At 24.2% G+C, this 13,227-nt stretch carries 11 protein-coding genes; 6 read left to right on the forward strand and 5 right to left on the reverse strand.

What is annotated here, in order from left to right:
- Positions 1–182: 182 nt before the first annotated feature.
- The 6 genes from CKV87_RS00945 to CKV87_RS00970 are packed head-to-tail and all read left to right on the forward strand — an operon-like array spanning position 183 to position 6,889.
- Positions 183–821 carry a MerR family transcriptional regulator gene (locus CKV87_RS00945; RefSeq protein WP_012012066.1) on the forward strand — a complete coding sequence of 213 codons (639 nt, stop codon included), beginning with the start codon at positions 183–185 and terminating at the stop codon, positions 819–821.
- Positions 821–1,195 (forward strand): hypothetical protein, encoded by a 375-nt coding sequence (locus CKV87_RS00950; protein ID WP_012012067.1) that lies wholly within the window; start codon positions 821–823, stop codon positions 1,193–1,195. The genes CKV87_RS00945 and CKV87_RS00950 overlap by 1 nt, the downstream gene beginning before the upstream one ends.
- A complete protein-coding gene (locus tag CKV87_RS00955; RefSeq protein ID WP_012012068.1) occupies positions 1,185–1,835 on the forward strand; it encodes a CDP-alcohol phosphatidyltransferase family protein in 651 nt (216 codons plus the stop codon). The genes CKV87_RS00950 and CKV87_RS00955 overlap by 11 nt, the downstream gene beginning before the upstream one ends.
- A complete protein-coding gene (locus CKV87_RS00960) occupies positions 1,835–2,767 on the forward strand; it encodes a phosphatidate cytidylyltransferase (protein ID WP_012012069.1) in 933 nt (310 codons plus the stop codon). The genes CKV87_RS00955 and CKV87_RS00960 overlap by 1 nt, the downstream gene beginning before the upstream one ends.
- A 1-nt stretch (position 2,768) precedes the next feature.
- Positions 2,769–3,395 (forward strand): lysophospholipid acyltransferase family protein, encoded by a 627-nt coding sequence (locus CKV87_RS00965; RefSeq protein ID WP_012012070.1) that lies wholly within the window; start codon positions 2,769–2,771, stop codon positions 3,393–3,395.
- An 11-nt stretch (positions 3,396–3,406) separates the two neighbouring features.
- Positions 3,407–6,889: an acyl-[ACP]--phospholipid O-acyltransferase gene (locus CKV87_RS00970; protein ID WP_012012071.1), complete on the forward strand. Its 3,483-nt coding sequence runs from the start codon at positions 3,407–3,409 to the stop codon at positions 6,887–6,889.
- Between the two features lie 4 nt (positions 6,890–6,893).
- On the opposite strand, the gene CKV87_RS11760 is transcribed toward CKV87_RS00970, so the two are convergent.
- The 5 genes from CKV87_RS11760 to CKV87_RS00990 form a co-directional block, all read right to left on the reverse strand.
- On the reverse strand, positions 6,894–8,285 hold the full coding sequence (locus tag CKV87_RS11760) for an HD domain-containing protein (RefSeq protein WP_228149475.1): 1,392 nt from the start codon (positions 8,283–8,285) through the stop codon (positions 6,894–6,896).
- Between the two features lie 77 nt (positions 8,286–8,362).
- On the reverse strand, positions 8,363–9,424 hold the full coding sequence (locus CKV87_RS11765) for a [protein-PII] uridylyltransferase family protein (RefSeq protein WP_228149476.1): 1,062 nt from the start codon (positions 9,422–9,424) through the stop codon (positions 8,363–8,365).
- Positions 9,421–10,173 carry a helix-turn-helix domain-containing protein gene (locus tag CKV87_RS00980; protein ID WP_004510252.1) on the reverse strand — a complete coding sequence of 251 codons (753 nt, stop codon included), beginning with the start codon at positions 10,171–10,173 and terminating at the stop codon, positions 9,421–9,423. Before CKV87_RS00980 ends, CKV87_RS11765 begins: the two co-directional genes overlap by 4 nt.
- A gap of 61 nt (positions 10,174–10,234) precedes the next feature.
- The gene (locus CKV87_RS00985) at positions 10,235–11,104 is read right to left on the reverse strand and encodes a hypothetical protein (RefSeq protein ID WP_004510253.1); all 870 of its coding nucleotides are present in this window, start codon (positions 11,102–11,104) and stop codon (positions 10,235–10,237) included.
- 69 nt (positions 11,105–11,173) lie between these two features.
- Positions 11,174–13,108, reverse strand: a complete 1,935-nt coding sequence (locus tag CKV87_RS00990) for an ankyrin repeat domain-containing protein (RefSeq protein WP_012012072.1) — start codon at positions 13,106–13,108, stop codon at positions 11,174–11,176.
- Positions 13,109–13,227 lie beyond the last annotated feature (119 nt).

Consider the following 13,227-nt stretch of genomic DNA (forward strand, 5'->3'; position numbering starts at 1 on the left):
GTGCGTCCTTTTTTTAGTCTAAGCTTTAATAATAGCGAATATTTTTTTAAATTTTGTTTTAATTTTTGCCTTAATTTTTCAAATAAAAAATTATTCACTTTTAAGAAATTCTTGACTTTTTAAGAATTTTTTTATAAACTTTCAAAAGTAAAGAGTTAAACTTTATACTTTAAGGAATGAGAATGAAAATAATAGAAGATAAAACTTATTATAAGATGTCAAAATTGGTTGAATTATCAAATCTAAATAATCATACAATATCATTTTATGATAAAAAAGGTTTGTTACCAAATACTATTAGTACATCAAAAAATATGAAATATTATCCTGAAATAACGATTACGGTTTTAAATTTAATTAAATATTTCAAAGATAATCTAAATTTTTCAATAGATTACATAAAAGAGTTATTTGATTACTATCAGATAAATTTTGAAAATAGATCAGATTTGATTTTACAATCAATTCAAATGTTAAGCAATGAAATTAAAAATCCAATTTTAAAAAAAGATTTATTAAATAAAAATATTGATGAAGCTATAAAACTTGATTTATTAGAGGATAAAGAAGTTTATTTTAAAACAGAAATTGAAGTTTTAGATACATTTAATGAGCTAAAAAAATATGATGTATCAACTGAACTTATAAGCCAATATGTAAAAACAAGCAAAAATCTAGCACTTTTAGAAAAAGAACTTACAAATAAAGTATTGGAAAAAAATGGTTTTTTACCAGAAGTTTTAGTTCTTGATATATTAAATAAGTTTAAACCATATGTTTTTAATCGGCATACAATTTTAGAGTTTAAAAAGGCAAAATAATGAGAAAAGAGAAATATATATCAGCAATTTTTGCTTTTATTTTATGGGGAAGTTGGTCTTATTTTGTAAATATTGAAGATGAAAATAGATTTATATCATCTTTTTTTCAAGGAATAGCTAGTTTTATAATAACACTTTTTATGGTAAGATTAATAATCGTTTTTAGTAATATATTTACAAATAGTTCAATTTACATAATATCAATTTTAACTGTTTTAGCTACTTCAAGTATAGTTTTTATAGGGCATTTAATAATAAATACTCAAAATATATTTTATACTATTGCTCCTACAGTTATTGTTGCTTTTATGTTTTCTCTTTTTATAGCAAAAAAGTATCAAAAATCAATCACAGAGGATAAAAATGAAAGATAGTAATAGAAGACCATTAAAAGTTAGAGGAAGTGTTTGGAGCCAAAAATTTGCAAGTTATTTAAGCAAAAAAGATATTACTCCAAATCAAATATCAATAGGTAGTATAGTTGCTTCTTTTATAGCTTCAATTTTTATATTGTTTATTTCAAATGATAATTTTTTTACTATTTGGATTTCACCAATATTAGCTGCATTGTTTATACAAATGCGATTATTATGTAATTTATTTGATGGAATGGTTGCTCTTGAAGGTGGAAAAAGTACAAAATCAGGTGAGTTATTTAATGATATTCCAGATAGAGTTTCTGATAGTTTACTTTTTATAGCTTTAGGATATTCAATAACAAATATATCTTTTGGAATAGAACTTGGATATTTAGCAGCACTTTTTGCAGCTTTAACAGCTTATGTGAGAGTTTTAGGTGCAAGTATGCAAGCTGGAAGTTGTTTTAAAGGACCAATGGCAAAACAACATAGAATGGCTATTTTGACAATAGCTTTAATATTAACACCGTTTGAATTATCACTTTTTGCTACAGATTATATTTTAATAATTACATTGTTTGTAATAGCAATTGGTTCATTTTTAACAATAATCAATAGAACAAAGACTATTTATAACACTTTAGAAGGAAAATAATGTTTGATATTGCACAAAATTCATTATATGCAATGATTCTTACCATTGCAGTTTTAGTTATATCAACTTTGATATATCAATATAAAAAAGTTAAAAATCCAAATAAGGATTTTAAAGAATTGGGGTTAAGAATAAAATCTTGGTGGTGGATGATAGGAATAGTTTTTTTAGCATTAAGTATTAGTCTAAAATCAGCTTTAATCTTTTTTGCCTTTTTATCATTTTTATCTCTAAAAGAGTTTTTATCAATAGTTTCTGTTAGATATGTGGATAGAAGAGCTATTTTTTGGGCTTATTTATCTATTCCTTTACAATATTATTGGATTAGTATTGGTTGGTATGGAATGTTTATCATATTTATTCCTGTTTATCTGTTTTTATTTATACCTATAAGATTGGTTTTGATTGGAGAAACAAGTGGTTTTATAAAATCAGCAAGTATAATCCAATGGGCAACAATGCTAACAGTTTTTAGTATAAGTCATATAGCTTATCTTATGGCATTGCCAGTTCATAATAGTTTAGCTGGGAATATTGGTCCAGTTTTATTTTTATTGATAATGACACAGTTTAATGACGTTTCACAATATGTTTTTGGAAAATTATTTGGAAAACATAAGATTATTCCAAAAGTTAGTCCAAATAAAACATGGGAAGGATTTTTAGGTGGTGTTTTTAGTGTTACATTAATCTCTGGAATAGTTGCTCCTTATTTAACACCTTTAGATATGTCTTATGGATTTATGGCAGGATTTATTATCTCTTGCATTGGATTTTTTGGAGATGTAGTAATTTCAAGTGTAAAAAGAGATATTGGAATAAAAGATACAGGTACATTTATTCCTGGACATGGTGGAATTTTAGATAGAATTGATAGTTTAATGTACACAGCACCTGTTTTTTTCCATTTCTTATATTATGTGAGTTATTAATATGAAAAGAGTTGTTAAAGTTTTATTTTTTGCTTTTATAGTAAAACCAATTGTATTTGTTGTTTTAGGTTTAAATATCAAAGGAAGAGAAAAGTTACCTTTAGAAGGTGGAGCAGTTATTGCTCCTAATCATAATAGTCATTTGGATACTTTGGTAATTATGAGTTTATACCCTTTATCTAAAATAGATAAAATTCGACCAGTTGCCGCAGCAGATTATTTTATGAGAAATAAATTTGTATCTTGGATTTCAACTTATTGTATAGGTATAATTCCTTTAGATAGAACGGGTGCAAGTTCTCAAGAAGAATTATTCAAAGAACCACATGAAGCTTTAGATAATAAAGATATTTTAATACTATTTCCAGAAGGAAGTAGGGGAAAACCTGAACAGATGACAAGATTGAAAAAAGGATTATTTTATTTATTAAAAGATAAAAAAGATATACCAATTATTCCTATTGCAATGCAAGGATTAGGTAACTCTTTACCAAAAGGTGAAGCTTTATTTGTACCTTTTAATTGTCAAGTAGTTATTGGTGAATCTATAGATATTCCTGAGAATTCTCAAACTTTGAATGAAACTTTAAAAGATTTTTTTGAAACAAATCTAAAACAAATTAGTTAATAAGGTAATCAATGAAAAAAATAGATAATTTATTAATAATAAAAATTGCATTTTTATTTGTAGTTTTTTGTAATGCTGTTGTTGATGTATCTCATAAAGTTTTACTTCAAAATATTGCTTTTAAAATTTTTGATGGAACAACACAAGTTATTTGGGTATCAATTATAAATGTTTTATTGATTATCCCTTTTTTACTTTTGTTCACATTTAGTGGATATTTATCAGATAAATATAATAAAAAAGATATTTTGGTATATGGTGCATTATCATCTTTTTTATTAGCAAGTTTGATGATAGCTGCTTATATTAGTGGGAATTTTTATTTTGCAATGTTTGCTTTATTTTTATTAGCAATTCAAAGTGCCATTTATGGACCTGCAAAACTTGGATTGATTCTTGATATTTATGGTAAAAAAAATCTATCAAGAGGAAATGCAGCACTTCAAGCAATATCTATAATAGCAATATTATTTGCTATTGGTGTTACTTCATTTGTATTTGAAAAATTTTATAACTTAAATAATCTTCAAAATATAACTTCTAAAGATGAATTATTATTAGCAATTTTACCTTTGACTTATTATATTTTACCAGTTGCATTTTTAGAGATGGTAGTTTCGTTTTTATTTTTAAGAAGAGTTAATACAAATTATGTAAAAAATGAGACAATATCTTTAAACAAACAAGAATTTTTTAAAGGTAGATTATTAATAAATAATATAAAAAATATCTATTCTCAAAATGTAATATTTTTATCAGTAATTGGTTTATCAGTATTTTATGGAGTTTCTCAAGGAGTAATTGCAGTTTTTCCATCTTTTGCAAAAATGTATCTAAATATCCATGATGTTTTTGTAATAAATGGAGTTATCGCAGCTTCTGGAATAGGTATTGCTATTGGGTCAATAATTTATTCAAGAGTTTCAAAGTTCTATATTGAAGTAGGAACTATTCCTTTTGCATCATTTGGAATGGCTACAATGATATATATTTCAACTATTGTTGAAACTCCTTTTATGTTAACTCTTACTTTTTTAGTATTTGGTATTTTTGGTGGAATGTTTGTAGTTCCTTTAAACTCTTTAATACAATTTAATGCAAAAAAGAAATTCTTAGGAACTATTTTAGCAGGGAATAATTGGTTTCAATCTTTATTTATGTTTTTAATGCTTTGTATAACTACGATAGTATCTTTTTATGATTTAGATCCATTAAATACAATTTATCTAATTTTATCAATTATTGTAATAGGAACTTTATACACAGTTTATAAATTGCCACAATCTTTACTTTTATTATTTTTAAAAGCTTTTGTTGGTTTAAAATATAAACTTGAAGTTGATGGAATAAAAAATATTCCTTCTCAAGGTGGAGTTTTACTTTTAGGAAATCACGTCTCTTGGATTGATTGGGCAATTATTTTGATGGCAGTTCCAAGAGAAGTAAAATTTGTAATGGATAAAACTATTTATAATAAATGGTATTTAACTTGGCTTTTAAAGATGTTTAAATGTATTCCAATTTCAAATGAATCGTCAAAATCATCTATGCAAATTATTGCAAAAGAGTTAGATGATGGTAATATAGTTGTACTTTTCCCTGAAGGCGCAATTACTAGAAATGGGCATTTAGGAGAATTTAAAAGAGGCTTTGAAAAAATCTTAGAATTTACTACAAATGAAGAGATAAAAGTAATTCCTTTTTATATAAGAGGACTTTGGGAATCTATGTTTAGTAGGGCAAACAAAAGATTTAAAGATTCAAATAAAACAAATAGAGTAACAGTATCTTTTGCAAGAATGATGAATAAAAATGATGCAAATGCAATAAGTATAAAAAATGAAGTTTTTGAACTATCTGCTAAATCTTGGAAAGAACATATAAATCATTTAAAACCTTTAAATGAAGTTATTTTTGATAGATTAAAAGAAGTTTCAAATGAGATAATTTTTGCTGATTCAACAAATACACAATTGAGTGGTTATAGATTTCTAACTGCTTCAATTTTATTTAAAAATTTACTAAAAAAAGATTTAAAAGAACAAAATATAGCATTACTACTTCCTTCAAGTGTAGCTGGAGCATTTATGAATTACATGGTTTTATTGATGGGAAAAACAGCAATAAATCTAAACTATACAAGTCAAGTTGAAGCCTTAAAATCTGCAATTATTCAATCTCAAACAAAAAGTGTAATAACTTCAAAGAAATTTGTTGAAAAACTAAAATTAAAAGGTTTTAAAATTGATGAGGTTTTAGAAAATGTAAATGTTTTTTATATGGAAGATTTAAAAACAAAAATATCTAAAAAACAAGGAATAATAACTCTAATTTGCGTAAAATTACTTCCAAGTTTTATTTTAAAATGGCTTTTCTTAACTAAAACAAAAAAAGATGATACAGCTATGATTTTATTTTCTTCAGGAAGCGAAGGAAGTCCTAAAGGAATAGAATTAAGTGGAGATAATATTTTAGGAAATGCTCAACAAATTGCAAATATTATAAATGTAAATAATAAAGATGCAATTTTAGGTTCATTACCACTATTTCATGCTTTTGGAATAGTTGTAAATACATATCTTCCATTAATTGAAGGAATAAAATGTGTAGCACATCCAGATCCAACTGATGGTTTAGAAATAGCAAAATTGATTTTTAAACATAAAGTAACTTTTATGTGTGGAACTTCAACATTCTTTAGATTATATGTAAGAAATCAAAAAATTCATCCTTTAATGTTTGAAAGTTTAAGACTTGTTATTGCAGGTGCAGAAAAATTGAGAGAAGATGTAAAAATTGACTTTAAAAAACGATTTGGAAAAGATATTCTTGAAGGTTTTGGTACAACAGAAACTTCACCTGTTGCAACTTGTAATTTACCAAATGTTATGGCACCTGATTTTACAGTTCAAATTGGACAAAAAGCTGGAACAGTTGGTATGGCAATACCAGGAACAACTATAAAAATAGTAGATCCAATGAGTTTTGAAGAGTTAAAACCAAATGAAGAAGGGATGATTGTAATTTCTGGAATACAAGTAATGAAAGGTTATTTGGGAAATGAAGAAAAAACAAAAGAAGTTTTAAAAACTATAAAAGGAAAAACTTATTATATAACAGGAGATAAAGGAAAAGTTGATGAAGATGGCTTTTTAACTATTATTGATAGATATTCAAGATTTGCAAAACTTGGTGGTGAAATGGTAAGTTTGACTTCAGTTGAAGATAAAATATCAAAAATATTAGAGTTAAAAGAAGATAGTTCTGTTGATTTTATAGCAACAAATGTTGAAGATGAGAAAAAAGGTGAAAAAATAGTTTTACTTATCTCAAATATTGATGAAGATTTTGTAGCAAATTTAAAAGAGAAAATTTTAAATAATTTTGATAATAAATTAATGATTCCATCAGAGATAAAAATAGTAAAAGATATACCAAAACTTGGAAGTGGAAAAAAAGATTTTAACGCTTCAAAACTTTTAGCAAAAGGTTAATAATTTAACCTTTGCTACAAATTAGATTTACTATTTCTTCTCGTTTTGAACAAAAATTTCCATCTTTTTCAATTAAAAGTAAATCTCTTGCCATACCTTTTAAAGTATAAAGTTTGGCACTTTCTATTTCGACATTAAAGTCATCAAATATCTTAGCAATATAAGCGATTAAACCTTTTTGGTCTTTTGTAACTATATGCATAGAAGCTAGATAAGAAGTATGATTACAGTCTATTTTTATGTCTTCTTTTTTTATAATTGGAGTTATTAAATTTGTTCTTTTTGTCATATCAAAAGAGTCTTTGATAATCTCTTCTATTAAATATATATCTTCTGGGTCTATTTTTTCACTAAATGAGATTTCAAAAGCTTTTTTATTATCATAAAGTTTATATATATTCATAGAATCTATATTTAAAAACTCTAATTTTCCAAGTAAATAACCTAAATTTAATGGTTGTTTTCTAATGATTCTAATTGTTAATTGAGCCTCGTTTATTATTTTATAAATATATGAATCTACATCTTTTGCTTTAATTGCTATATCTAAAATATCTTCTGCTTTCATTCTTAGAAATATTTGATTTGAAGATATATACATAATCTTTTTTTGCAAAATCATTGGAAGTTCTTTATATCTTTCAAGATTTTTTATAGCATTTTGTTTTGCAGTTCTTCTTTTACTCTCTTTTAAAAATTCTTGATTATCAAAAGCTGGAAGTGCTTGATAATATAACTGTTTTAGTAAAGAAGCAGTTGAGCTATTAAAAATATTTTGACCAACAGCAGAAATATCACAATATGTTACAACATAAAGCATTTTTAATGAATCTTTTGTTTTTACTATACCCATAAGATTTAAAATAGTTTTTTCTGAATAAATATCCTCATTTGTAGCCATATAAGACATCATATTGTGATATCTTACTAAGTTTGCTCCAACTTTTATAAGTTCTTCATCAAAATCAAAAGACTTCAACATATTTTTAAAAAGTTTTTCTCCAACTATATGGTGATCTTCTTTTCTTCCTTTTCCTACATCATGAAAAAATGCCACAAGTCTTACTATCATTTTTTGTTCATTTGTAAGTTCATTAAAGATTGATTTTACGTGTTCATCTTCAATATTTTGTGCAAATTTTAAAGTTTTTATAGAGTGAATATCAACTGGATGTCGATGGTAACCATCAAATTGAGGTTGATTAATCAGCATCTTTGTAACAGGAATAATTGCTTGGAATAATCCAGCATTATAAATAAGTTTCATCAAAGGGTATAGTTTTTGTTTTGTTAAAAGTAGTTTTATACTTTTTCTCAACTCTTTGGATTGAGTTTTTGGTAATTTTGTTTTACTAGCATAATAGATATAAGATCTATCAAATCTATCAACATTCAAAGGAAGTTCTATTAACTCTTTTATAAAGTTATTTAAACTTTGTGGTTTTGCACTAAAAGAACAAAATAGTTCATTGTTTATAATGTAAAGGTTTTTTTGTATCTTAGTTTTTTTAGTTTTGGTATATTTGTAGCTTCAAATAAAGCAACTCTTGTAAATTTTTTTATCATTGTTGCAGTGAAGTTATGAATAATATGCAAACTTGAGATTATTTTTGACATACAAAGTCTATCTTTTGTATATCTTGGTTGATTTTTAAAACCTAGTTTTGCACTTAAATCTGGCAAAATATCAAAAGTAACTTGATCTTGTTTTTTTCTTGCAATACTATGCAAAGCTGTTCTTACTTGAAAAATAAATTCTAAAGCTTGTCTGTATTTTTTATATTCATCTTCACTAAATTGAAAACCTGCAAGTTCTTTTACATTATTTAAGCCATATAAAATATTTGCTATCCAATACATCATATTTGCTTCTCTAATTCCACCATAACCATCTTTGATATTTGGTTCCATTTTTAAAGGGAATTTTAAAAGTCTTTGTTTATGTTCTTCGAGTTTTTCTAAAATAAACTCTTTTTGGTCAGTTTTTCTTATCTTTTTTAAAATATTTTCATAACTAACCCATAAAGTTTTTGAACCATAAATTATTCTTGATTCTAAAATAGCACTTTTTATTGTTATATCTTCTTTTACTACATTTTCTATATTTTTTAATTCATCAACACGTGAACCAAGTTTTAAACCACAATCCCATGTTAAAGTTATAAATTCTTCAATAATAGTTTTTAAGTTATAACCTTTAATATCTTCATATAAAATCATAATATCAATATCAGAATATATACAAAGTTGTTCTCTTCCATAAGAACCTAATGCTATTAAAGTTATTGGAATAGAGTTACTCATTGGTTGGTGTACACCAAAATTTTTTCTCAAAATATATTTATATAAAAGTATTAAAAATTTATCAGTATGTTTTGTATGTTTTATAAAAAAATCTTTTCCACCAGTTGTCTCAACTGTTGTATCAATAGAATCTAAATAGTTTTTATAATAAGTTTTGAATACTTTTGAAATTTGAAAATCTGTTGCATTGTTTGATATTAATTCTTCGATTTGAATATTTAGTTCAGTCATAGTAACTCTTTATATACTTCTAATTTTTTTCTTAATGTAATTCTATTCAAATCTAGATGTTTTGCAACTTGAACTTGAGATTTATATTTTTTTATAGCTGCTTTTAGTAAAGGAACTTCAAAAATATATAATAAATCTTTATAAGAACTATTTTTTGATAGGTTTTCGCTTAGATATTTTTCCAAAAATGTTAAAATTTCATTTTCTCCAATTGTTTCAAAAAGATATGAAAAATATATAGATTTTCTTAGGCTGTGAGTATTGTTTGAGATATTTGTGATAAGTTTTGAAGAGCTTACTAAAGGCATTTCTAAAATAGAACTGGCTTCTTGTGAAAATTTATTTATCAAAGCTTTGGTGTCTTCAATCCTATTTTTCAAAGGTGGAATTTCCAAGGTTATTATAAATAAATCTTTTAGTTTTTGATTTAAATTTGAAGCTTGTGAAGTTGCTATTACTCTTATTTGATTTTTTTCTATCCAATTTATAAATATATCAATATTTGTGATTTCATTTACTCTATCAATAATTATTGATTCATTTTGCAGAGTTAAAATATTGTCAATAATATCTTTTTGTAAGGCTTTTGCTTCATATATTTTTGAATTTGGTAATATATATTTGGCTAAAGATTTTTTACCAACTCCATTTTCACCTAATATTAAAGCATTAACTTCAACTGATTGAAGAAGTTTTGCTGAGTTTAAAATCTCTTTTGAGATACTATCCAGTGCTATATATTCTTGCATTTGTTCTACCTTATTAAATATATACTACATTAAAAGATTATAATGTATAAAAAATAAACAATCAAGACTGTATATATTTTTTTTGTGAAAAATATATAAATATTGTCAATGATACCAAAATTAGAGCAATACCTGCTATTAAATAGAAAGCATTAACCATCTGAACATAATCATTAATCGCAATTTTAAATACAACAATTAAAGCTTCAATAGAAAGAGCAATAATAATTGTAGTTAAAAATTTTGTTAATATTTTTGTTTCAACCCTTGAATTTTTTGAATATGATTTGAAAAATACCTCTTGTTCTAAAATAGTTTTTGCTAAATCAAATATTGCAATACTTAAAGTTAAAGAAATTATAGGTTTAAAAATCATTTCCAATGATAAATCGTGATTTGAAAATATATAAAGCATAAAATCATATAAAGAGAAAAAAATTGTAAGAATTGATAAAACTATCATAGAAAAACCAGCAATGATATAAAAACCTTTTGTAATACTATGAAAAGGTTTATTTAGCTCAATTAAGTTTAATTTTTGAAGTAAAATATCAATTCTAAAATCTAAAAAAAATATTTCATTTTCTTCTTTTATAGTTACTGTTACACAAGTACTTCTTGTTGCACTACTTATATAGGGTTTTGAAAAAGCCATATTTGAGTCAGTAAAATGAAGTTTAGAAATAAGATGAGACCTATCTTTGTTTTTTGCATTTTCATCAATTTTATATCTATAAAAGTTATTTGATGTTTGAATTTTTGTATGTTTATCTATTATATAAACTAACTCTAAAGAGGGAAAGATTTTATAGAGTTGTTTAAAATCATTTTTTTTATGATTTGATAAACCACCAATATTTTTGAGGCTCTCTTGTAAAAAATACTCTATGTCTTCTTGGTGTTGATTATATGTTTCAAAAAACTCTTTCATACAATTTCCTATACTTTTTTTTATTATATAAAAAATAAAAAAATGTATAAATAAAAAATTGTATAGAAACTAAACAGATGTTTTTATATTAAACTCTTTTATCATATTTTGTGCAAGTAGGTTCAAGTTTGCCTTATTAGATTCATCTTTTACACCAATAGTAAGATTTAATATATTTTTATGATATTTTTCAAGAAAAGATAAAATCTTTGGTGATTTTTTATGAGGATTATTTATTAAAGCACCCATTGATAACATTTCAAGAACTAAATCTTTTTTCCCCATAAATGCGGCATAATTTATTGGTCTTACTCCAAAAGAGTCTGCTATATTTATAATCTCTTGGTTAGATTGATGAATATCTTTTATAAAAGAAGTTCTATCTTGGAAAACACAACTATGGATTAAAGTTCTTCCTTTTTCATCAACTAAATTACAAGAAGCTCTTAATTCTAATAAAAGTTTTACTACATCTTTACAATTATTAAAAATCGCAACTTGTAAAGCAGTAGAACCTTCTTGATTTGTTTCATCAATATTAACACCAACATTTATTAAGTTTTTTATTGTATTTAGGTAAGTTCTTTTATTTTTTATTTTGTGTTCAGAACTCAAATCCATTAATCTGAAAATTATATTATTTCCATTTTCATCTTTTTTATTCAAATCTGTATTTCTTGTTCTTAATATTTTAAATAAAGAGAAATTAAAATTTAAAAGTGAAGAAAAAAACAAAGGTTCACCTTCTGAATTTAATTCATTTATTTCAACATCATAATTTTTTATAAATAGTTCTAAAATATCTTTATATTGTGCATCTTCAACCAATAAAAGTTTGTATTCTGGTTCAATCTCAACTTTATCGTCTTGATGTAAAATTATATTTATTAAAATTTCTATTGTTGTTTTTCCAAATTTGTTTTTTGTATTTAAACTTGCACCTTTTTCCAAATACAGTTTAATCAAATCACTATTTTTTATTCCATTTAAAACTAAAATAGTTAAAGGAGTTAATCCAATATTATTTTGTTTGTTTAAATTAATGTTTAATCCATTATTTAAAAAATAGTGAATCAAATCTCTATCTTCACTTCTTGTAATATTGAAAAAAACAGTTTCATTATCATTATCCACTGCTTGAATATTGATATTCATTTGAACTAACTCTTTTATTAGTTCTGCTTGACTATTTACTGTTTTTTTATCATCTTTTGGAAGATTTAAAAAATGATTTGTTGCTTCCATTAAAATATTTCTATTATCTTTATTTTTTAAATTTAAATCAAAACCAAAAAAACTTGCTCTTTTTATAAGATTCATATTTTTGATTCCATTTAAAACAGAATAAGAAAGAAAACTTTTTCCATTTCTATCAACTATTGTAGGATTTGCTCCTGATTCCAATAAAAACATCGCTATTTCATTGTTTTTTAAAACATTTTCTAAATGTAATACACAATTGCCTTGATTATTTATCTCATTTATATCGATTTTTTTTAAAGATACAATATTTTTTATGAGGTTAAAGTTTCCATTTGTTATAGCATCAAAAATAAGATTATTTCCATTTGTATCTTTATTGTTTAAAACTTTCGTAACTTGCAATAAATATCTTATTACTTTGTTATTTGAATTACTTATTGATTCTTGTAAAGCTGTTCGGTTCTTATTATTTATATGATTTACATTAGCATTAAAATCAACTAAAGTTTTAAGCATTTTGCTATCTTTTGAATATATAGCGTAAAAAATGGCCGTCTCTTTTTGTTCAGTTTCAATTTCAGTATTAATATTGTGTTCTAATAGCCAAAGTACAGATTCATATAAATCTTTTTTACAACAACTATGTAAAATGGGTTCATCATGATGATAAATTTTATTTAGGTCTATATTTGAGTTTTGATATATTTTATTTAGTTGTTCAGATGAAGTTGTTGGATCTATAAGTTCTTTTACTAAATCTTGTTCTGTAAATTTTGATTTGTTTGTCAATATATTTAACATACTTTCCTATAATTAATTGCTATAAATTTAGTGGATTATATAATAAAATTATTGATTATTAACTTTATAAAATATAAAGTTTATTATTTAGCTTTTATGCTTTTTATCTAATTAATACT

Origin of the sequence: Aliarcobacter butzleri (assembly GCF_900187115.1) — a bacterium.
GTDB classification, from domain to species: domain Bacteria; phylum Campylobacterota; class Campylobacteria; order Campylobacterales; family Arcobacteraceae; genus Aliarcobacter; species Aliarcobacter butzleri.